This is a genomic window from Bacillus sp. FSL L8-0199, from assembly GCF_038005705.1.
In the GTDB taxonomy this organism is placed as follows: Bacteria; Bacillota; Bacilli; order Bacillales; family Bacillaceae_G; genus Bacillus_A; species Bacillus_A cereus.
Genome location: NZ_JBBOTS010000001.1, coordinates 4,662,666 through 4,683,542 on the forward strand (window position 1 = coordinate 4,662,666; position 20,877 = coordinate 4,683,542).

Consider the following 20,877-nt stretch of genomic DNA (forward strand, 5'->3'; position numbering starts at 1 on the left):
CTTTCTTTTATACTACCATACATCGCGCACGGTGCAAGGTTTATGCTTGCTTTTTGTCATACTTATATTGCCCAACTAACAACTTAACAACGTGTACAAATAATTCCGTACGGTCGACATAATCATCTGTAAAAATACCGATCGCACCTTCGTGACTACGAATATCTTTTCGCTGCACAAACTCTTCCATCACTTCGCTTAATTCCTTACCATCTTCAAGAGGTGCTAAAAAATCGTCTGGTAACGTAATACGCGCTCCTCCGGCCACAAATACTTTCCCATCACTTGTTGCTAGCGCGCCCCAGTTACACATAAATAAACCGTGCTCCGTTTTCATTACGCCGCCTTCTAGCCCAATACCAATTGGAGCTTCTCCTTCCTCTAGCGCTCGCTTCGCTCTATTAATCGCTCCTTGCATCGTCTCTTCATCTGAGAAAGGCTGAGCTGATACTCCTGACGGAACAGAAAGAGATGTAATTTCAGCATCTTTCCAAACCTTCTCCACAGCCCCAACCTTCGTTTTATTCTTTGATCCAACCACTACTTTCATTTCGTTCACCTCTATAAAAATTCATCATTCTATTCTAATATCCGCTTCGGCACAAATTAAGTACCAACCACTACCACACACCATCAGGGAATTCCTTCTCCCCATAAAAGAAGGTCGCTTTCTACAATATTACTGGTCCTAAACACAAAAACAGGCTTCTTCTTTCTTCCTACCCGCGGTCTTAATACATCATTCGAGCACCCATTAGGCACTAACCGCCACCACTCATCGCTGGGTCATCTATTCAACCTAAAAAAAGAAGGGTTTTTCGCCCTTCTTCTCTACGCGTTATTCTTAATTGTCTCTAACGTCGTTTTATCTGTTGTTCTTACAAGCTTCGTAATTAATTCTTTCGCCGCTGCATAATCATCAACATGTAAAATTGAAGCATGTGTATGAATGTAGCGTGCACAAACACCAATTACTGCTGATGGGATACCAGAGTTACTTGTATGTACACGGCCCGCATCTGTACCACCTTGTGAAATAAAGTATTGGTACGGAATGTTGTTTGTTTCTGCTGTATCTAAAATGAATTCGCGCATTCCTCTATGTGTTACCATCGTGCGATCATAAATACGAAGAAGAGCACCTTTTCCTAATTGACCGAACTGCGTTTTGTCACCAGATGCATCGTTTGCTGGACTTGCATCAAGCGCATAAAAAATGTCTGGTTGAATCATATTTGCAGCTGTTTGCGCTCCGCGGAGGCCTACTTCTTCTTGTACAGTAGCACCAGAATATAATGTATTTGGTAATGTTTCATCTTTTAATTCTTTTAACAATTCGATTGCAAGACCACATCCGTAACGGTTGTCCCAAGCTTTCGCCATAATTTTCTTCTCATTTGCCATCGGTGTGAATGGGCAAATCGGCACGATTTGTTGTCCTGGTTTTACACCAATTTCAATCGCATCTTCATAACTATCTGCACCTATATCAATTAACATATTTTTTATATCCATCGGTTTTGCACGTTGCGCGTCACTTAATAAATGAGGAGGAATAGAACCAACAACCCCAATAACAGGACCATTCTTCGTCATAACTTGTACACGCTGTGCTAATAAAACTTGACTCCACCATCCGCCTAACGTTTGAAAACGAAGCATTCCGTTTTTCGTAATTTGCGTAATCATGAAACCTACTTCATCCATATGACCTGCTACAAGAACACGCGGGCCAGTTTCGTCCCCTTTTTTCAGACCAAATACGCTACCTAAACCGTCTTGTACAATTTCATCCGCATATTTGCTTAATTCTTGTTTCATAAAACGGCGTACATCATGTTCAAAACCTGATGCACCTTGTAATTCTGTTAACGTACGAAATAATTGTAATGTCTCTTTATTCACGAAGTCCCCTTCTTTCAAACCTTAGTAGAATACCTCTTTTATTGTAACGAAATTTTCGAAATGTTTCTAGTTTCTTCTTTTTTGGCTGTATTTGCTTTATAATTATTATCGGTACACTATTTTTATTTTATAGAATTGAGGTGAATATATGAGCTGGAAAGGTTTAGTAGCAGGTCTTGGCGTTGGGTTCGCAGCTGGTTATCTCGTTGCAAACAAAGTACAAGAACAATCCCATATTTCTTCAGAAAAAGCATTGAAAATGGTGAAACAAGCATTAAGTCATAAAGGTGAAATTACTGGCTCTTGGGTACATATGGTTCCAGAGACATTTGAAAAATATGATGTCGCATATGAAGTTTATCGCGGCGGTCTTACAACAATGTTAAATGATATACAAGAACGATTTGAATTTTTAGTTGATGCTAAAACAGGTACTGTTTTAGAGGTTATAGCAGCATAAAAAGGAGGGTTCCCATTAGGTGAACCTCTTATTTTTTTTGAAATTGCGGGTATTGATTAAAATTATATCAGCGATTTCCCAATTATATCGGCGCAACTCAATTTATATCAGCGTTTGTTTAAATATATCGACTTACCGACAAAACCCGACAATAAAAAAGAGGCTGCTCCAATAAATATGATGGAACAACCTCCTATTTTTATGCTTCTATACTCGTTTTCCGTTCTACTTTTTCTACGATATGCCCTTCCTCATTCCACTTCACAGCGCGATAATATGCGTCATGGTAAAACGTAAACCATGCCTCTTTTTCAGCACCATACTTCATCCACTTTTGTTTATTTTCAATCGAGGTCATCGGATAATCGTCGTATGCCATTACCCATAATACATTTTGATGTGCGTGCGTCGGTAATAGGTCTGCTAAATGAAGCATCGTTTCCCCATGGCTTTCTAAAGCAATAACTGCATGTCCATCACTATGACCACCTGTATGCACCATTTTTATTTCATCTGTAATTTCTATTTCTTGCTGGAACGTAACAACTTGATCTACAATCGGCTCCCAATTTTCCTTCCAATATGTATTACGGGATCTAATATTTGGGTTCCTCATTTCATTCCATTCTGTTTCACTTACGTAAACTTTCGCATTTGGAAACGCAGGTACAAGGTGATCATCTTCCCATTTTGTTAAACCAGATGCATGATCAAAATGAAGATGTGTCATTAAGACGTAGTCGATATCTTCTGGCTTTAATCCTAGTTTTTCTAATGATTCATAAACCGATGATTCTTCTGTTACACCTTGATTTCGCTTCATCTTTTCATTCAATTTACCGTTTCCTATTCCGGAATCAATGAGCATATTTCCGTCTTTCGTTTGCAAAAGTAACGGATCTGTTCGTAAATAAATATGATTTGTATCATTATGTTTATACTTACGTGACCAAAGTACTTTCGGGACGACACCAAACATCGCTCCCCCGTCTAAATGTGTGTTCCCACCTTTTAGCCACGTCACTTTTATATCTCCAATTTGTAACTGTTCCATTTTTCATCCCCCTTTTCTTTTAATACTAACATAAAATTCTGATTATTTTAGATACAAAAAAACCTATGCATTACTGCATAGGTTCTGTACGATATTTTGCTTCCACTCGGTAAATACGATGACCTTTACTAGAGAATTTCTCTTCGTACTCAGTCATAATGTTTCCTTCATAATCACTATTATGAAGATCTAGGCTAAGGTAAGTTAATAACATACCATACTCAGCCATACTCATAAGAGAATATTCAAATAAACCTTGGTTATCTGTTTTGAAATGAATTTCTCCGCCTTCTACTAACACTTCTTCATAATTACGTAAAAACGTTTTATACGTTAAACGACGCTTCGTATGACGTTTCTTTGGCCATGGATCTGAGAAGTTTAAATAAACGCGATCAATCTCACCTTTTGCAAAGAAAACTGTTAAATCTTCAGCATCTTTATTAATTAACTTTAAGTTCGGTAATTCTTCTTCAATTAATTTATCAAGTGCGTCTACAACAACACTTGTGAATTTTTCAATTCCAATATAATTAATATGTGGATTTGCTTTTGCCATATCATACATAAAGCGGCCACGACCTGTACCTACTTCAATATGAATTGGTTGTTCATTTCCAAATACTTCTTTCCAGTTACCAGCGCGCTCCTCTGGGTTTCCAATTACGATATGTGAATACTCATTAATTCGATCCATTGCATATGGTTTATGTCTTAAACGCATAGATGTCTCCCTCTCTTTACATAGCTATTTTAAAGGAATAATTCCTTCTCTCTGTTTTTAATCAATCTACCAAACAAAAAACCAAGTACGTACGAGCACTCGGTCCGTTTCTTTCAAGTATAAGATGTACCATCTTGATAAAAACTACATACAGCATTAAACATTCCATGACGAAACAGCTTTTTCTCTTACATTTCTAAAAAGAGAAAAACAATCGAAAGGATGATCCGTTCATGCCAATTAATCAACAACATCAATTAGAAGTGCTGAAAGATATTTTAGTCAATCACCAAAGTGATTGTTGCGGGACAGTTTCTGAATGCGAGCAATTAGAGCGTCTCATTCAATCGTTACTCGCAAACGATAATGTAAGTAGTGACGCTAAAGCAATGCTAAACGATGTATATTCTTATAGTCAATCGGGTAAATCTTCCTCTAATTTGGACAACCACATTTCCAATAATCAAGAACAACTTACTCAGTGGATTGCTGGAATGGACAATTTTTCTTAAGTATTATTCTGAAGCAAGTAGTTGCTGTAAATATTGATGCCAATATTCAGCTTCTGCTTGCTGTTTTTTTGTTGTATGCCATTGAATAGACAAAATCGTTTGTGCTATCACATACCATCTCATACGCCTAAGCAGCGATTCATCCATTTCAATATCATAATAACCGAGCCACTCACTCCACTCCTGGCGCGGAATGTACCAATATAATAACATACCGAGGTCTAGAGCTGGGTCAGCAATTACAGCTCCATCCCAATCAATTAAAAACAATTCATCTTCATCCGACAATAGCCAGTTGTTATGGTTTACATCACAATGGCATACAACGAATTCATTGTATTCAATAGCTTTTAATGAATCCATTAAATATTGAAGGCCTTGCTGAATTGTTTCATCATCCCTTATATCTCCTCTTAAAACGAGTTGCAGTTGTTGTAATAACTCTTGTGCGTGAAGCGGCTGCTTCCCAAGTCTTTGAATCATCTGTACAAGCGCTTTAGAGGAGTGTATTTTCTTCAAAAGTTTCGCAACACGTTCTAGTTTCATATCCTCTGGCTCTAGCTTCTGTCCCGGAAGCCATTTTTGAGCAGAAATTACATCACCATTCGTTACCCTTCTTGTCCAAAGTAATTTTGGAACAATTCCTTCTGCTGACAATACCGCTAAAAAGGGCGATGTATTCCGCTTTAAAAATAACTTCTGTTGTCCGTTTTGCGCAATATATGCATCGCCCGTTACTCCACCAGCCGGTACAAGACTCCACTCTTTTCCTAATAATTGTTCCAACCATTCCATATTCATTACCCGTTAACAAATCCTTATCTTTTATAGTTATGAAAAGAAAAACCGCAACATTTCTACACATGTTGTGGATTCATATATTTTACTGTAAATGAAAAGAAAAATTAGCCTAAGCCAAAAATCCTCTATTTTATTTTACAAAACCTGTCATAGAATGACAACTTATCAAAATCGTCACCTTTGTCAATTCTACATTTATTACATTCTCATCGTCAAGTAGCGATTTGTCACATTATCGTCAATATATACGTGCTAATTGGAGCGAGCCTAAGTTCCTTTCCTCTAAATGAAGAAATTGGCTCTATTTTCGCTTCGTTTTCGTTTACTAACACATGCCACGTTGCTTCTTTCGGAAGTTGCACAGTTTTAGCTTCTAAACCGCTATTAAATAAGACGATAATCTCTTTCCACGGCCCAAACGATTCTGCATGCTCTAGGTGATATGCAAGTACTTCTGTAGATGTTTGTAAAAAAGTCATATGTTTTTTTATAAGGTCTGCACTTTGTAATCGGAATGCCCCATGCTCTTTACGAATCGCGATTAAACCTTTTATATAGTTAACGGTCTCTATCTCTTTCTCTTTTTGATCCCAATCTAATTGATTGATCTCATCATTTGCATTATAACTATTTTCATTTCCTTTCTTCGTACGATAAAACTCTTGCCCTGCGTGTAAGAAAGGAATGCCTTGTGAAAGAATAACCATTGCGCTCGCTAACAGGTGACGTTTTTTCAAAATCGTTTCTGATTCTTCATTACTGCGCACTAGTTTATCCCACATCGTCATATTATCATGACATTCTACATAGTTAATGCTTTGCGCTGGCTCTAGAAACAGCCCTGTTTCTTTCATACTTAAAAGACTTCCTGCTGCAATATACTGCAAATGATTACAGTCTACATGCCCACCAAATGCAAAACCACGCTTATTTATATGAAATGTACTCCCTTTTATCCCATCACGAAATTGATCATTAAACTGTGCGATATGTGGCATTTTCTTCGCATTATTTAACGTTGCTTTTTCCTCAAGAGGAAGCGGTGTTTGTAAATCCCATCCTTCTCCTAATAACAAAGCATCTCGTTTTATGTTTCGCACTTCTTTCTCTATCATATTCATTGTATCAACATCTAAAATTCCCATTAAGTCGAATCGGAATCCATCGACATTGTATTCAGTAAGCCAATATAAAATAGACTCTACAATGAATTTCCTCATCATTTTCCGTTCAGACGCTATATCATTTCCGACTCCCGTCCCATTAGAAGGCATACCATCTTCACCATGACGAAAATAATATCCTGGAACAAGCTTCTCAAATGATGATAGCTCTCTTTCATAAACATGATTATATACAACATCTATAATCACCCTAATACCTTGTTCATGAAATGTTTCAATTAGTTGTTTGCACTCAACTATCCTGTTATACGGATCAGAGGGGTTTGTAGCATAAAATCCTGTTGGTGCATTGTAATATAATGGATTGTACCCCCAATTATAGGCAGAAGAAGGATTCGCCTCATCCACACCACCGAAACAATATAAAGGCAATAATTCAACATGCGTAACACCTAAATCTTTTATATGAGACAAACCTGTCAATGTCCCATTTCGTCCTGTTGTTCCTTCTTCCATTAGCCCTTTATACGTCCCTTTTTTACTCACTCCACTGTTCGGATGAATAGTAGCATCACGAATATGCAATTCATACAATATGGCATCTGTCATTGCTTGTAATGGTGGTAATTGCTCTCGTTTCGTTACAGTCGTCTTTTCTAAATCGATAACAATGCCATACTTTCCATTTACAGTCACTGACTTTGCGTAAGGATCCACCGCTTCGTTCCATATTAAATTAATACAAACAAGAAATGTATAGCGTGCTCCGTCTAAATCACCTTGTAATGTTTGAATCCAAACTCCGTTTTCTCCCCTGTACATTTCATGATCGGTATATTCTTTATCGCTCTTATAAATTCTTACTTTCGCAAGCCTTGCAGTTGGGGCCCATACTTTAAATGTCGTTTCTTGTTTTTGATACACAGCACCTAAATCTGTACCTTCGTAATAATACTTTTCATCGAAAATTTTTGTTCGAATAACAGCACCTATTTGTAAATCAGTTTCTTCATTCCGTTCATCTCGTACTGTATAATACTTCCCCACATCTAGCGGCTCTTCTATAAAGCACTCATACTTCGTTGCATCTGGAAGCGCAATAGTATGAGCAATCGGTAAATCTTTCACATTACTTCCTTCTTGCAAACGAAATGTCCGACTTGTTCCATACGCATGTGGGAGCAAAATTGTAATTTTATTCATTTCATCTAAATAGGCATCAAATGGACGTTTTACTTTCAACATAAAAAAATCACCATCATTCTCAAAGTTAAAATAAAGTGAAACTTTAATGAGCGAGAAAATTTTTCCATCCTCACTTATTATTAGCCTTCACCAATTAGGCGAGATAAAATGAGCTGCAAATGATAAGGCTTTTCTTATCAACAAGACTCTATACAGTAACTCCATTCTTCTCTATAGTATATTCACCTGCATAAAAAACGTTTTCAACATTCTATTTTTGTAATTTTATTTCAGCAATCGATTTATACTTCGGGGTTTCTTTCACGTGGGATTCGTATAAAGTAATTGTATCTACTTGAAATGATATTTCAGGCACTTCTTTTATACTTTCTAAACGAAACTTTTCTTCTCCTATCCATTTACGAGCAATGGTAATATGCGGGTGATACGGGCGTGTTTCTAGAGAAAATCCATTTTCTTCACAAATGGCATGTATTTGCTTTTGCAACTGAAACAAATCGTGATTCTCACTTACCTTCGCCCAAAAAATACGAGGCTGATCTTCCCTACCAAACGTTGAAAAACCTTGTAACGTGAAGGATAGTTCTTTTGTTTCTGCAATTGTTTGTAATCCATTCTTTATTCCCTCTAACTGTTCCTCCGTTGCACTCCCTAAAAATGAAAGGGTAATATGATAGTCTTCTTTATGTACCCATGAACGAAATTGTAATTCCTCTTGCATGTCCTCTTTATAGTTAGACAGCATTTCTTTTATATGATTCGGTAACGTAATTGCGACAAAATAATGCAGTTCCATGTACATCTTCTCCTTCTTTCTATTGTTGCTTTTCTTTCTTATCTCATTCAGGTAAAAAGAAGCCGCTCTCCAAAATAGAGAGCGGACATTATTTATATATCCATTACTTCGCTAATTCATGAATTGCTTGCGCGTAAATTGCTGTTGCTTTTAATAAGTCTTCAATTTCGATATACTCATCTTTTTGATGCGCAAGTTCTTCTTTTCCAGGGAATAGCGGGCCAAATGCCACACCAGCTTTTAATGAACGAGCATAAGTACCGCCGCCGATTGCTAATAGTTCTGCTTTTTCACCTGTTTGTTCTTCATACACACGTTGTAACGTACGGATTAATACGTGATCTTTATCGACGTGATGTGGGCGAGAATTAGAATAGTCAGCCACTTCAAAACCATGTGTACCAACATATTCTTTCAACTTCACAATTGTTTCTTCAAAGTTAGTTGTAACTGGGTAACGTACGTTTAGCCCTAAGTTACCACCGTTTTCTTTCGTATAAGAAATGCGACCGACATTCACTGTTAACGGACCGCTAATTTCATCTTTATAAGCAATAGTAGCTTTTTCACCAAAAATATCACCAGTAAATGTTTCTGTTGCAAATGTCGCAAATGCAGTTGCTTTTCCATCAAGTGAAACTGTAGTTAAGAAGTTTGCTAATAATAAACCTGCATTTTCTCCTTTTTCAGGAGTAGATCCGTGCGCTGAAATTCCTTCTATTTGCACCGTCACTGTATTTCCTTCTATAGTCGATTTCCCTATTTTTTTAGCAGTTTGTAAATACTCTTCATATGCTACTGTAAGTGCATTTACATCTTCTCCTGTAATAACCGCTTCTGCAAAATCAGGAACCATATTTAAACGGCGCCCTGAATCAAATGAAACAAGTTCATATGTACCTTTTTTCTCTTCACTACCATTTTGCACAACTTGTATATCAGAAATTCCTTTTTCTGCATTAATAATTGGAAAATCCGCGTCTGGCGCAAAACCGATTGTTGGCATTTCTTCGTTTTTAAAGTAGTGATCTACACATTTCCAATTGCTTTCCTCATCTGTTCCTATAATCATACGAACACGTTTGGAAAGAGGTAAGCCTAATTCCTTCACAATTTTCATCGCATAATATGCTGCCATCGTTGGGCCTTTATCGTCAATTGCACCACGTGCAAAAATCTTTCCATCGCGAATATCCGCACTATATGCAGGAGTCGTCCAGCCATCTCCTTCTGGTACAACGTCAACGTGACAAAGAATGCCTACTAACTCTTCTCCTTGTCCCATTTCAAGATGACCTGCATATCCTTCTAAATTTTTAGAAGCAAAACCTTCAGTTTCTCCTTTATGTAACATGAAAGATAAAGCTTTTTCTACACCTTCACCGAATGGTGCGCCCTCTTTCGCCGATTCTTCTTCCCATACACTTTTAATTTGTAAAAATTGTTGTGTATCACGAATTAAATCATCTTTTCGTTTCGCAACTTCTTCTGTCCAATTAATTGCTGACATCACGCATCCATCCTTCACTATATTGTTTCTTTCATCATAACAAACCGAAATCTCTTATGCCATACACGAAAACTAAATACCGAACAATTGTAATATTTCAGATATTTCTTATTAGTTTTTCTTTTATTTTTTCAAAAAAATTTGCAGGAATTTGGCGTTTTACGTAGAATTTTATGTGTTAGTTGACTGACCATATATACAATGTCAACTACCAATATTTTTCTATATGAATATTTGTTAAATTTCTGTAAAATTTAAGTAGATTAAAGCATGAATTTTATCATGTAGAGTACAATGGTAGTAACGACCTTCTTTCCTGAATGGGGTCAAAAAAACTAGTAGAGGAGTGGTTTTCTCTTGAAACCTACAACTACTCGTATGCTAACACGCATTAAATCAATTTATATGTACATCAATGAAAACGGAACGGTAACGACGAAAGACCTTGTAGATGAGTTCGGGATCACACCGCGAACGATACAACGTGATCTAAATGTGTTGCAGTTTAATGAACTCGTGTATAGCCCTTGCCGCGGTAAGTGGACAACAACAGGAAAGAAAGTGAGAATGACCTCATAATGAAAAATAATTGTATGTAAATAAATACATACCCCTTTCTAATAATTAGAAAGGGGTCTTTTCTGCGCCTATAAAGGTACTACTTTTCAGTATCTACTTGATATGTTTTTAACATTTCTACTTCTTCATCTGTTAGCTCTCGGTATTGTCCAAGTTCTAGTTCTTCATCTAATACTAACGGACCCATCTCTGTTCTCTTTAGGTAGACTACTTTTTTCCCTACCGCTTCAAACATACGCTTCACTTGATGGAATTTCCCTTCCGTAATCACAAGCTCAATTTCAGAAATATCATCGCTTTTCAATATTGTAAGTGCACCTGGCTTTGTTTCATAGCCATCATCTAAAATAACACCTTTAGCAAACTCTTTTACATCCTCTTCTGTTACTACTCCTGCAACGTGTGCATAATATTTTTTCGGCACATGCTTTTTCGGAGATAATAATTGATGTGATAACTTCCCATCATTTGTTATCAATAAGAAACCTTCCGTATCGATATCAAGTCGTCCAACTGGGAACGGATCAAAGATTGCATCTTCTAATTCTAATAAATCTATTACTGTTTCATGATTATCATCTTCCGTCGCTGAAATAACACCTTGTGGTTTATGCATCATTAAGTAAACAAATTCTTTGTATTCCACAACTTCACCGTGAATCATAACTTCTTGCTCTTCTACATTTACATGAACTTTCGCATCTTTTACTGGCGTTCCATCAATTTTCACAACGCCGTCTTTCAATAATTTCTTTACTTCTTTTCTACTTCCATATCCCATATTTGCTAATAATTTATCTAATCTCACGTTTTTCACCTTCTTTATTTATCATAGAAAAGGGGACGTAATTACGCCCCTCTTGATTTCAACTTTATTTTAAATCTACTACCAAGTTTACGTTGAATTTTATCTAATGCTTCTCCGCCAAATACTCTTTCAAGTACTCCTGTGCGAATTGCTAACAATCCGTAAACAAGACCGCCAATACCTGCACAAATTGCAACTGTTATAAGAGCACCCATACGGCCATCAGGCGAAATCATGAAGGATAGAAGCCATTGTGATAGTTTTACAGCAACGACCATTATAAGTGTTAGTACTGCAATTTGGAATGTTCTTTTATATACAACACCGAATGAATAGTGTGCGTATTTTTTAATTTGTTGATTTGTGTACCAAACAGAAGCTAAGAAACCAACTGCTGTTGCTAGAATTGCTCCTACTGTACCGAAATAACGAATAAAGATTACGTTACATACAAATTTCAAAATAACGCCCATTATAAGCGCAATAATCGCATGCTTCTGCTGGTTAATACCTTGCAGGATTGCCGCTGTTACTGTAAATAAAGCGAATAACAACGCAACTGGTGCATACCACATTAATACTTGTCCACCTAGTGGATCTGAATCGTAAAACGCAGTATAAATTGGATATGCCAGTGAAGAAATACCGACAACTGCTGGCAATGTTAAAAACATATTCGCCTGGAATGTTTGTGTAATTTGTAATTTCAAATAACGGTATTGTTTTTCAGTAAATGATTTTGTAATTGCTGGTACAAGCGTTAAACTAAACGCTGTTGCAAGTGATACAGGAATCATAATTAACTTATGCGTCCACATTGTGAAAATACCGAGAGCTCGCTCTGCGATATCACCTTGACCAATCGCCTGCATAATTGAGTTAAATGTCAATGTATCAATTTGTTGATATAAAGGAATTGTTAACCCAATTACAACGTAAGGAATCGCATATGCAAATAACTCTTTAAACAATTGAACGGTGCTTACTGTTGATTCTGGTACAGTTTGTTCAATTAGATATTGATCCAAATATTTTTTACGTTTTAACCAGTACCAAATTAACACACCGAGTGCTCCAACCGCTGAAACGAACGCAGCAAATGTCGCTACTCCAACTGCTGTTGCAACTGTACCGCCAAGTACTTTAATAACGATAAAACTACCTGCTAATAAAAAGACGATACGAATAATTTGTTCAATAATTTGTGAAACGGTAGTTGGTCCCATAGACTGGTGACCTTGGAAATAACCACGAATTAAACTCGCTGCTGGTACAACAATAAGTGCGAAACTTACAAGACGAATAATCGTCGTAACTTCTCCTACATTATTGTGTATACTTTGTTTACCAAGCATCGCTTCTGCAAACAATGGCGCCGTCATGTACAGTACTAGGAACGAAAGAACTCCTGTTACTATCATCATAACCATTCCCGAGCGGAACATTCTCCGGCTCGTTTTATAATCGCCAAGCGCATTATATTTGGAAACAAATTTTGAAACAGCAAGTGGCACACCTGCCGTTGCGATACTTAAAAAAATCGTATATGGAATGTATCCATATGTATAGAGCGTTCCGCCTTCTGTTCCTACTAATGCATGAAACGGAAAGACGTAAATCATGCCTAAGAACTTTACTAAAAATGTCCCTAGCGTAACAATAAGCGTTCCGCGCAGAAATTTCGAATCGGACATACAAAAATCCTCCTACATCTACATAAAGTGAAACTATAATTAGTTGGAGACTTCTCTCCTACTCCTTATTAGTTGAACCATTCGAGCATTTACAGGCTAACAGACTCCCTATTTACTTCTCCTAAATCTTGAGGTTTTAGTCTTATCGCCTACAAATGGCAGGATAGTGCTGAACTCTAACTTTTGTATTGTACCACAATTCTCTCATTAAGCAGTACTTCACTCTATTTTTCTTTTAAGGGAAAACATGCTATTCTTTTAGGCAGGAAATGTAGAAAATGAGGTCGATATATTATGCATTATGATGTTATTGTCATCGGCGGCGGTCCTTCTGGGCTAATGGCTGCAATTGGTGCTGCAGAAGAAGGCGCAAATGTCTTACTTCTTGATAAAGGAAATAAACTTGGGCGTAAACTTGCAATTTCTGGTGGTGGACGCTGTAACGTAACAAACCGTCTACCACTTGATGAAATTGTTAAACATATACCAGGAAACGGTCGCTTCTTATACAGCGCTTTTTCTATTTTTAATAATGAAGATATTATTACATTCTTCGAAAATCTCGGTGTTAAATTGAAAGAAGAAGACCACGGTCGCATGTTCCCTGTGTCAAACAAAGCACAATCTGTTGTAGACGCACTTTTAACACGATTAAAAGACTTAGGTGTAAAAATTCGTACAAATACACCTGTTGAAACGATTGAATATGAAAATGGTCAAACGAAAGCAGTTATACTGCAAACAGGCGAAGTGTTAGAAACAAATCACGTCGTTATCGCTGTTGGCGGAAAATCAGTTCCTCAAACCGGATCTACTGGAGACGGATATGCTTGGGCTGAAAAAGCGGGTCATACAATTACAGAATTATTCCCAACAGAAGTACCTATCCTTTCAAACGAGCCGTTTATACGTGACCGCTCATTACAAGGTCTTGCTTTACGTGATATAAACTTAAGCGTATTAAACCCGAAAGGAAAAGTTATCATTTCTCACAAAATGGACATGCTCTTCACTCATTTTGGCCTATCTGGTCCTGCTGCTCTTCGCTGTAGTCAATTCGTCGTGAAAGCACTGAAAAAGTTTAAAACGAATACAATACAAATGAGTATTGATGCATTGCCAGAGGAAAATAGTGAGCAACTATTCCAGCGCATGCTGAAACAAATGAAAGAAGATCCAAAAAAAGGAATTAAAAACGTTTTAAAAGGTTATGTCCCTGAACGTTACTTCCTATTCTTATTAGAAAAAAATGAAATTGACGGTAGCGAACAAGCTGGACAAGTTTCTCACGAAAAGATTCGTGCACTTGTGAAAGACTTTAAAGAGTTTACTGTGAATGTAAATGGTACGCAGTCAATTGAAAAAGCATTCGTTACTGGCGGCGGTGTATCCGTGAAAGAAATTAACCCGAAAGAAATGTCTTCTAAATTTACGAACGGCTTATATTTCTGCGGAGAAGTTCTTGATATTCATGGTTATACTGGTGGCTATAATATTACATCAGCCCTTGTTACTGGTAGAATTGCCGGAACGACAGCTGGAGAAAACGCGAAAATGCAGTATTAAAAAAGGAAACAGGGATTCCTGTTTCTTTTTTTATAGGTACATGAAATTATATGAGCGATTCCACAACTTATATCAGCGATTTCCCAAATATACCGACTCGCCGACAAGAAACGACAAATATACGCTCCACTTAACTTCCCATTGCTTTTTTGTTGCTTTATATACCTTAGTACCTTTATATTTTATATTGTTGAATATTTAAAAAAGGGTAAGGGGAAAGCAAATGAGAAAAAAAGTCATGATGTCTTTAATGTTAATGACGTTTCTTTCTGCGGTAGAAGGAACGATTGTTAGTACAGCAATCCCTCGTATAACGAGTGATTTGTCAGGCGTCGAACTTGTTAGTTGGGTATATGCAATTTATATGCTTGCAACAGCTGTTTCGACTCCAATATACGGAAAGCTCGCTGATTTATTTGGCCGTAAAAAAGTTTTACTGATCGGAGCTACAATCTTTTTAGTCGGTTCTGCACTTTGCGGAGTCGTTACATCGATGGAACAATTAATCTTCTTCCGCGCGCTTCAAGGTATCGGTGCTGGTGCTGTTATGCCAATCACAATGACGATTATTGGAGACTTATATAGCGAAGCGAAAGACCGCGCGAAAGCACAAGGTTGGATGAGTGCCGTTTGGGGTGTATCCGGTGTTATCGGACCGTTAGTAGGTGGATTTTTAGTTGATTCTCTTTCTTGGCGTTATATTTTCTTCCTAAACGTTCCATTCGGAATTATCGCTTGCTTAATGATTGCAATTTACTACAAAGAATCTATTAAACCTGCTAAGCATCATATCGATTATCTTGGTGCAACAGTCTTCTCATTAAGTACAATCGCTCTACTATATGCATTATTAACAGGTAGCAGTAAGCAAAACTGGGGAGACATGACAATTATCGGCCTATTAATCTTTGCCGCTATTTCATTTATTATTTTCTTATTCATCGAGAAAAAATCTCCAGAACCATTAATTCCGCTAGCACTTTTCTCTAACCGTACATTATCTACGATAAATATATTAACTCTTATTGCTGGCGCAATGATTATTAGTATTACAATGTACCTTCCAATTTGGAGCCAAGGTGTATTAGGGAAAAATGCTACAGAAGCTGGACTTATTTTAATGCCAATCCCTGTTATGTGGACATTTGGCGCTATTTTCTCTGGTAACTTAGTAGGCAAATTAAAAACGAAACAAATCATTTTACTTGGAGCTAGCATTTTATCAGTCGCTACGTTCTTATTATTTACACTATCAACAAATTCACCATCGTTCCTTATTTATGTAGCAGTCGGATTATTCGGCTTAGGAATGGGGCTTGTGACACCGATTTACATGGTAACAATTCAAGCAGCCGTACCAGCTCATACACGCGGAACAGCTGTTGGTTTAAACACATTTATTAATACATTCAGTCAAACGTTAGGTGCTGCAATCTTTGGAACAATCTTTAATACGATGATTCATGCACGCGGCATTAAAAACCTTGATCTTGTATCTGGTGGACACGGCGGGACTACAGCAAGTGTAGCCACTGAATCACAATCCGCATTAGCTGCAAGTGTACACGTTATTTATATGAGCACTTTCGTATTAGCAGTATGTACATTAATTATCGGTTGGCTTTTATTAAAGCCAGCTACACAAACAAGTGAGCAACAATAAAAAGGATGACCATTTTGGTCATCCTTTTTTTATTCTTCATTCTCCACAATATGTTTCAGCATGGATAATTTATTATCCCAAAAACGTTCATAATATGAGAGCCATTGTTGTAATTCTTCTAATGGTTCTGGATGCAAACGATATATCTTCTCTCTTCCGCTCTTTCTTCCACTTACTAAATTCGCTTCCGAAAGAATATGAAGGTGCTTTACAACCGCAGTACGACTCATCGGAAAATGATCCGTTATTTTGGAAATCGGTAACTCTTTGTCACTTAATAACCGTATTACTTCTCGGCGGGTTGGATCAGCAATTGCTTGAAATACATCATATTTCGCTGCTGACGAGGACACTTAGCCTTCGACAACCTTTTTCAGTTTTTCATTTACAATCGCTACCCAACCACCGCTCATTCTATCGCGAATAATAGAGCTCTTCGCATTTGCTTTCGGAAGAATTTCATCAGGATGTTTCCAGCCGCCGTGAATTAACGTAAATTCTGTTTTGTTATCTCCTAAGTCTTTCAAATTAAATGAAACAACCCAGCCATCTGTATCCCATGAGAAAGATAAATGGTTTGGCTCATCAATTTCTAACACTTTACATGGTGATGGCCCAAATGGTGATTGCACATGAAATTCATGTCCTACCTCTAATACAAAATCATTTGGCATAAACCATGACGCAATCCCTTCTGCAGTTGATACTACACTCCATACCTTTTGAATAGACGCGTTAAAAACGATTGTTTGTTTAATATCATTTAATGTATTTTGTTGTTCCATTTTCATTCTCCTTTACTCGGCGTTATAACATAACACCTTTTGGTTATACTTCGATAATATAACACCTTTTAGTTTCATGTCAACGCCAATTCTTTTACTGTTGAGAAATTCTCAACATTTTTTCAACAGGACAAACACCCTCTGAGCATTTCCTCATAATATACTCACAAAGGCAATACAAAATAAAAACTTCTCTCAACATGAAACTCCATCATTTATCTTGAGAGAAGCGCCTTACTTATATCATGCGTACTTCGTCTCTCCTCCTTCCCTCAAGGGACAATACGCGAGATATGACAAATCAGAAGGAATATGCCCACCATTTGAGTAGGTAGTTATTTCTCTTCTCCTCAACATTTTCTCAGGAGCGAAATGACTACCGACTCACTTTTTTCAAATAAAAATAAAAAGGGGATGAAAGCTATGTTCTATTGCATTAACTGCTCTGATATTCATCATGAAAAACATCCGAATGATAAAGTATTCAAAAACGGTTTTTATATTGATCCATTTTTAGGTGATCGTTATCACCTTGGTATGTGTAAAGATGCTCAAAATCATGAAACAGGGGAGCCTCTTTTAACGACAAAGAAATTAGGCACACCCCAATCTATTATGAACGTATTACCGACACATGTTGTCCCAACATAAAACATAAAAAAGAGCTGGGTGAGCCAGCTCTTTTTTATGCTTTATAAACGATCATTGCTGAAAAACAATAAATTTGGTTTTCATCGTCATTAATGGAAACACCAACTTGATACTTAATATCTACAAAGTTGCTATCATCAATCTTTTTCAAAAACACATTCACAGCGTCTTCTAAGTCTTTTTCGTGACTTTCATCAAACACTTTCACACGAATCATGTTAACACCATCCTAGATCGCAGCCCTCCGCCGCTTGATTATTGCCACGGTGCGTATCTATGATGCGATAAAACTTTCCATTCTCATATATATATCCGTCTTCTAACACATATTTTTTATCTTCAGTATAGACATAAAACTTACCTATCATAAATTTACTCGTATATAATTCCAAATAATTTGGTCTAAATTTAGCTACAACTTTATTTGTAATATCAATTTTTATTGTGCGCCCCACCTTCTCTCCCTCCTTTGCAAAGAACGGATTTAGGTATATTGTATTAGCGCTTTTACATTTTATGCTTAAAAATAAGTGGATATGCCTTCTTTCTCACCTGTACTATTTTTCTAAAAAAATCACTATAAAGTGAAACTTTAATCAGCCCGACCCCCACCTAACTTCTTTGCTTTCTCTAAATTTTGAGATGGGGGTCTTATCGCCCGTTAATGCGGGATAAATAAGTTCAAAAAAAACATAAAAAAAGCACTTTATCTTATTGACTCGAATATAAATATTATGTTATTATATAAAATTTGACATTTTTACATACGTATGCTATCATTAAAAGTGGTTACCACATATGGAGGTGGATGATTTGTTTCAAATTGGTGATAAAATCGTTTATCCAATGCACGGTGCAGGAATCATCGAAGCAATTGAAGAGAAAGAAATATTAGGTACTTCACGTCAATATTGTGTGATACGCATCATTAGTAAAGATATGCAAGTAATGCTTCCGATGGAACAATTAAAAAAATCAGGTATTCGTTATATCGTTGATCGAGGTACGTTAGATGATATACTTCTTGAATTTCAAAACGGGGAGTCAGACCCATCACTCTCATGGAAACAAAGATATACAATGAATATGGAAAAAATGAAAAATGGCAATTTACAAGATAGCGCAGAAGTGGTTCGGGATTTACTTCGCCGTAATAAAGAGAGAACATTAAATGCGAGCGAAAAACAAATGCTAGATAATGCACGAAAAATGATGATCAGCGAAGTCGCGCTCGTACAAAATGTTACTGAACATCAAGCAACAGAATTTCTTCAAGATACAATTAATCATTAAATTTAAAATAGCTGAACGCTATTTTTTTGTAAAAAAGGACAAAGAGATAAAACTCTTTGTCCTTTTCATATTACCCACGCCCAGCTTGAAACGATGGGTATAAAGTCATTCCACCATCTGCAAATAACGTAATTCCAGTTACGTAACTCGCCTCTGATGAAGCAAGCCAAGTTGCTACTGCTGCGATTTCTTCAGGTTTTCCAATGTAGCCCATCGGTATCATACTTTCTACGTCAGCCCGTTTTTTAGGATCAGCAAACTTTTCGGCATTAATTGGCGTATTAATTGCACCTGGCCCAATATTATTTACTCGAATACCTTTTGGCGCATATTCTAGCGCTAACGTTTCTGTCATCAGTTTAATACCACCCTTACTTGCTGCATAGTGCACAAATAGTGGCCACGGAATTTTCTCATGAACACTAGACATATTAATGACAGACCCTTTAATATCATGTTCTACAAAATATTTAATTGCTTCACGACTTCCTAAAAAAGCACCTGTTAAATTTGTATTAATTACCCTATTCCAATCTTCAAGCGGCATTTCATGCGACGGTACCGCGTTTTCTATCCCTGCATTATTAATCATAACGTCAAGCGTACCAAACTCTTTCACAGCAGATTGAATAAGATTCACAACATCTGATTCGACGGTTACATCACCTTTTACAGCAATCGCTTCGCCGCCTACCTTTTTAATTTCTTCTAACACATCATTCGCTTCTGATTCTCGTGAGCGATAATTAATAACCACTTTCGCTTTTTCCTTAGCAAACCTTACTCCCATCGCTCTTCCGAGACCAGTTGCTGATCCTGTAATAACGACAACTTTCCCTGCTAAATCACTATACATTTCCATACCTCCTTTAACTTTTGGCTATACCTAACATAATTCCGGCTGCGATAATAAAAACGATACCGACAACGATACCCGTTAATTGACGTTTCGTTTTCTTTTCACCTAATATAAGGATCCCACCAAGCGTGGAAATAATAATTCCCATTTGCGATAGCGAGAAACTTGTTGCGACTCCAACACGCGGCTGTGAAATGAATAAAAACATATTTCCAGCTGCCCAAATTAATCCTGGAATAATATTTCGAATTGCATATTTATTAAATGGATGATGTTTAAAGGTAAGCAAAATCCCACCTAACACCATACCAACTGCTTGTGGCAACAAAGCCGACCAGCCATCTACGTTAAATAACCTAATTACTACTACGTAAACTAAATAACCGACTGTTGAAATTAATAAAATTACGATACCTCTTTTAAAGTTTGCTGCTTGCTCTGCATTCTTTTCTTCTTCACTTTGAAGCGATGTTAAAATAACACCGATAATAATACAAACGAGCGCTAAAATCCCAAGGACGACCGATATTGTCGTGGACCATTCATGAAATACGATAACGCCAAATAAAGTCGTCGCGACTAATTGAAGTCCTGTTGAAATTGGCATCGTCCTCGAAACACCCATTAAATCAATACTTTTCAATTGATTTGCCTGACCAAGCGCCCAAAATAAACCTGACACAACTCCAACTCCGATAACGGTAGGTGTTAATACTGGCTTCATAAAAATATAAACAACAATTGAGAAAATAAGTGCTCCAAACGTTGTTCCGAGCGTTTGACTATACGGGCCCCCGCCCAGTTTTACGTTAAATAGCACAATACTTCCCCAAAATATAGCTGGTAAAATCGCTAAAAATATATCCATCACTCATTACCTTTCTTTA

Annotated in this window: 23 protein-coding genes; 7 read left to right on the forward strand and 16 right to left on the reverse strand. The window is 37.0% G+C overall.

Annotated features, from left to right (window positions below; genetic code table 11):
* Positions 1-40: 40 nt before the first annotated feature.
* Together NST86_RS24050 and NST86_RS24055 are read right to left on the reverse strand one after the other, a co-directional pair.
* Entirely contained in the window at positions 41-550 is a 510-nt protein-coding gene (locus NST86_RS24050; RefSeq protein WP_000869941.1) for a DUF84 family protein, read from the reverse strand.
* A 281-nt stretch (positions 551-831) separates the two neighbouring features.
* Positions 832-1,905, reverse strand: a complete 1,074-nt coding sequence (locus tag NST86_RS24055; protein ID WP_001031508.1) for a M42 family metallopeptidase — start codon at positions 1,903-1,905, stop codon at positions 832-834.
* A 148-nt stretch (positions 1,906-2,053) separates the two neighbouring features.
* On the opposite strand from NST86_RS24055, the gene NST86_RS24060 reads away from it, so the two are divergent.
* Positions 2,054-2,365: a PepSY domain-containing protein gene (locus NST86_RS24060; RefSeq protein WP_000118543.1), complete on the forward strand. Its 312-nt coding sequence runs from the start codon at positions 2,054-2,056 to the stop codon at positions 2,363-2,365.
* Between the two features lie 199 nt (positions 2,366-2,564).
* Here the strand turns inward: NST86_RS24060 and NST86_RS24065 are convergent, their stop codons facing one another.
* Positions 2,565-3,419 carry a YtnP family quorum-quenching lactonase gene (locus tag NST86_RS24065; RefSeq protein WP_061664594.1) on the reverse strand — a complete coding sequence of 285 codons (855 nt, stop codon included), beginning with the start codon at positions 3,417-3,419 and terminating at the stop codon, positions 2,565-2,567.
* A 70-nt stretch (positions 3,420-3,489) separates the two neighbouring features.
* Positions 3,490-4,143, reverse strand: coding sequence for a tRNA (guanosine(46)-N7)-methyltransferase TrmB (trmB, locus tag NST86_RS24070; protein WP_001239381.1), 654 nt, complete (start codon positions 4,141-4,143; stop codon positions 3,490-3,492).
* A 233-nt stretch (positions 4,144-4,376) separates the two neighbouring features.
* Here trmB and NST86_RS24075 point away from each other — a divergent pair, with 233 nt between their 5' ends.
* Complete coding sequence (locus tag NST86_RS24075) at positions 4,377-4,655, forward strand: YtzH-like family protein (RefSeq protein WP_016118745.1); 279 nt, start codon at positions 4,377-4,379, stop codon at positions 4,653-4,655.
* 3 nt (positions 4,656-4,658) lie between these two features.
* Here NST86_RS24075 and NST86_RS24080 read toward each other — a convergent pair whose 3' ends face one another.
* From NST86_RS24080 to pepV, 4 genes are all read right to left on the reverse strand, one after another.
* Positions 4,659-5,456, reverse strand: a complete 798-nt coding sequence (locus tag NST86_RS24080; RefSeq protein WP_001986674.1) for a phosphotransferase family protein — start codon at positions 5,454-5,456, stop codon at positions 4,659-4,661.
* 227 nt (positions 5,457-5,683) lie between these two features.
* Positions 5,684-7,825, reverse strand: coding sequence for a type I pullulanase (gene pulA / locus NST86_RS24085; protein WP_061664592.1), 2,142 nt, complete (start codon positions 7,823-7,825; stop codon positions 5,684-5,686).
* A gap of 211 nt (positions 7,826-8,036) precedes the next feature.
* Positions 8,037-8,582: an RNA 2',3'-cyclic phosphodiesterase gene (gene thpR / locus NST86_RS24090; RefSeq protein WP_016118747.1), complete on the reverse strand. Its 546-nt coding sequence runs from the start codon at positions 8,580-8,582 to the stop codon at positions 8,037-8,039.
* A gap of 103 nt (positions 8,583-8,685) precedes the next feature.
* Positions 8,686-10,092, reverse strand: coding sequence for a dipeptidase PepV (gene pepV, locus NST86_RS24095; RefSeq protein WP_016118748.1), 1,407 nt, complete (start codon positions 10,090-10,092; stop codon positions 8,686-8,688).
* 357 nt (positions 10,093-10,449) lie between these two features.
* Here pepV and NST86_RS24100 point away from each other — a divergent pair, with 357 nt between their 5' ends.
* Positions 10,450-10,671 carry a DeoR family transcriptional regulator gene (locus tag NST86_RS24100; protein WP_000805512.1) on the forward strand — a complete coding sequence of 74 codons (222 nt, stop codon included), beginning with the start codon at positions 10,450-10,452 and terminating at the stop codon, positions 10,669-10,671.
* Positions 10,672-10,750: 79 nt separating this feature from the next.
* Here NST86_RS24100 and NST86_RS24105 read toward each other — a convergent pair whose 3' ends face one another.
* Both NST86_RS24105 and NST86_RS24110 read right to left on the reverse strand, forming a co-directional pair.
* Positions 10,751-11,479 carry a pseudouridine synthase gene (locus NST86_RS24105; RefSeq protein ID WP_001234947.1) on the reverse strand — a complete coding sequence of 243 codons (729 nt, stop codon included), beginning with the start codon at positions 11,477-11,479 and terminating at the stop codon, positions 10,751-10,753.
* A gap of 41 nt (positions 11,480-11,520) precedes the next feature.
* On the reverse strand, positions 11,521-13,173 hold the full coding sequence (locus NST86_RS24110) for a putative polysaccharide biosynthesis protein (protein WP_001284030.1): 1,653 nt from the start codon (positions 13,171-13,173) through the stop codon (positions 11,521-11,523).
* A 294-nt stretch (positions 13,174-13,467) separates the two neighbouring features.
* Here NST86_RS24110 and NST86_RS24115 point away from each other — a divergent pair, with 294 nt between their 5' ends.
* Positions 13,468-14,739 carry a BaiN/RdsA family NAD(P)/FAD-dependent oxidoreductase gene (locus tag NST86_RS24115; protein ID WP_000558862.1) on the forward strand — a complete coding sequence of 424 codons (1,272 nt, stop codon included), beginning with the start codon at positions 13,468-13,470 and terminating at the stop codon, positions 14,737-14,739.
* Between the two features lie 223 nt (positions 14,740-14,962).
* Positions 14,963-16,402: an MDR family MFS transporter gene (locus NST86_RS24120; RefSeq protein WP_001228022.1), complete on the forward strand. Its 1,440-nt coding sequence runs from the start codon at positions 14,963-14,965 to the stop codon at positions 16,400-16,402.
* A gap of 29 nt (positions 16,403-16,431) precedes the next feature.
* Here the strand turns inward: NST86_RS24120 and NST86_RS24125 are convergent, their stop codons facing one another.
* Together NST86_RS24125 and NST86_RS24130 are read right to left on the reverse strand one after the other, a co-directional pair.
* Complete coding sequence (locus NST86_RS24125; protein WP_000098837.1) at positions 16,432-16,755, reverse strand: ArsR/SmtB family transcription factor; 324 nt, start codon at positions 16,753-16,755, stop codon at positions 16,432-16,434.
* On the reverse strand, positions 16,756-17,187 hold the full coding sequence (locus NST86_RS24130) for an SRPBCC family protein (protein WP_000437769.1): 432 nt from the start codon (positions 17,185-17,187) through the stop codon (positions 16,756-16,758). It lies immediately after the preceding gene.
* Positions 17,188-17,610: 423 nt separating this feature from the next.
* On the opposite strand from NST86_RS24130, the gene NST86_RS24135 reads away from it, so the two are divergent.
* Complete coding sequence (locus NST86_RS24135; protein WP_000498988.1) at positions 17,611-17,838, forward strand: DUF3973 domain-containing protein; 228 nt, start codon at positions 17,611-17,613, stop codon at positions 17,836-17,838.
* A 34-nt stretch (positions 17,839-17,872) separates the two neighbouring features.
* On the opposite strand, the gene NST86_RS24140 is transcribed toward NST86_RS24135, so the two are convergent.
* Together NST86_RS24140 and NST86_RS24145 are read right to left on the reverse strand one after the other, a co-directional pair.
* Positions 17,873-18,055, reverse strand: a complete 183-nt coding sequence (locus NST86_RS24140) for a sporulation protein Cse60 (RefSeq protein WP_000621751.1) — start codon at positions 18,053-18,055, stop codon at positions 17,873-17,875.
* A gap of 1 nt (position 18,056) precedes the next feature.
* A complete protein-coding gene (locus NST86_RS24145; protein ID WP_000533804.1) occupies positions 18,057-18,293 on the reverse strand; it encodes a DUF2553 family protein in 237 nt (78 codons plus the stop codon).
* A gap of 343 nt (positions 18,294-18,636) precedes the next feature.
* On the opposite strand from NST86_RS24145, the gene NST86_RS24150 reads away from it, so the two are divergent.
* Entirely contained in the window at positions 18,637-19,131 is a 495-nt protein-coding gene (locus tag NST86_RS24150) for a CarD family transcriptional regulator (RefSeq protein WP_000451446.1), read from the forward strand.
* A 70-nt stretch (positions 19,132-19,201) separates the two neighbouring features.
* Here the strand turns inward: NST86_RS24150 and NST86_RS24155 are convergent, their stop codons facing one another.
* Entirely contained in the window at positions 19,202-19,987 is a 786-nt protein-coding gene (locus NST86_RS24155) for a glucose 1-dehydrogenase (RefSeq protein WP_000286673.1), read from the reverse strand.
* A gap of 13 nt (positions 19,988-20,000) precedes the next feature.
* Positions 20,001-20,858, reverse strand: coding sequence for a glucose uptake protein GlcU (gene glcU / locus NST86_RS24160; RefSeq protein ID WP_000350861.1), 858 nt, complete (start codon positions 20,856-20,858; stop codon positions 20,001-20,003).
* Positions 20,859-20,877 lie beyond the last annotated feature (19 nt).

Excerpts from the sequence above, each read along its gene's own strand:
- NST86_RS24050 (WP_000869941.1), bottom strand. The coding sequence starts at position 550 with ATGAAAGTAGTGGTTGGATCAAAGAATAAAACGAAGGTTGGGGCTGTG.
- NST86_RS24060 (WP_000118543.1), top strand. The coding sequence starts at position 2,054 with ATGAGCTGGAAAGGTTTAGTAGCAGGTCTTGGCGTTGGGTTCGCAGCT.
- NST86_RS24065 (WP_061664594.1), bottom strand. The coding sequence starts at position 3,419 with ATGGAACAGTTACAAATTGGAGATATAAAAGTGACGTGGCTAAAAGGT.
- trmB (WP_001239381.1), bottom strand. The coding sequence starts at position 4,143 with ATGCGTTTAAGACATAAACCATATGCAATGGATCGAATTAATGAGTAT.
- NST86_RS24075 (WP_016118745.1), top strand. The coding sequence starts at position 4,377 with ATGCCAATTAATCAACAACATCAATTAGAAGTGCTGAAAGATATTTTA.
- NST86_RS24080 (WP_001986674.1), bottom strand. The coding sequence starts at position 5,456 with ATGAATATGGAATGGTTGGAACAATTATTAGGAAAAGAGTGGAGTCTT.
- pulA (WP_061664592.1), bottom strand. The coding sequence starts at position 7,825 with ATGTTGAAAGTAAAACGTCCATTTGATGCCTATTTAGATGAAATGAAT.
- thpR (WP_016118747.1), bottom strand. The coding sequence starts at position 8,582 with ATGGAACTGCATTATTTTGTCGCAATTACGTTACCGAATCATATAAAA.
- pepV (WP_016118748.1), bottom strand. The coding sequence starts at position 10,092 with ATGTCAGCAATTAATTGGACAGAAGAAGTTGCGAAACGAAAAGATGAT.
- NST86_RS24110 (WP_001284030.1), bottom strand. The coding sequence starts at position 13,173 with ATGTCCGATTCGAAATTTCTGCGCGGAACGCTTATTGTTACGCTAGGG.
- NST86_RS24115 (WP_000558862.1), top strand. The coding sequence starts at position 13,468 with ATGCATTATGATGTTATTGTCATCGGCGGCGGTCCTTCTGGGCTAATG.
- NST86_RS24120 (WP_001228022.1), top strand. The coding sequence starts at position 14,963 with ATGAGAAAAAAAGTCATGATGTCTTTAATGTTAATGACGTTTCTTTCT.
- NST86_RS24130 (WP_000437769.1), bottom strand. The coding sequence starts at position 17,187 with ATGGAACAACAAAATACATTAAATGATATTAAACAAACAATCGTTTTT.
- NST86_RS24135 (WP_000498988.1), top strand. The coding sequence starts at position 17,611 with ATGTTCTATTGCATTAACTGCTCTGATATTCATCATGAAAAACATCCG.
- NST86_RS24140 (WP_000621751.1), bottom strand. The coding sequence starts at position 18,055 with ATGATTCGTGTGAAAGTGTTTGATGAAAGTCACGAAAAAGACTTAGAA.
- NST86_RS24150 (WP_000451446.1), top strand. The coding sequence starts at position 18,637 with ATGGAGGTGGATGATTTGTTTCAAATTGGTGATAAAATCGTTTATCCA.
- NST86_RS24155 (WP_000286673.1), bottom strand. The coding sequence starts at position 19,987 with ATGTATAGTGATTTAGCAGGGAAAGTTGTCGTTATTACAGGATCAGCA.
- glcU (WP_000350861.1), bottom strand. The coding sequence starts at position 20,858 with ATGGATATATTTTTAGCGATTTTACCAGCTATATTTTGGGGAAGTATT.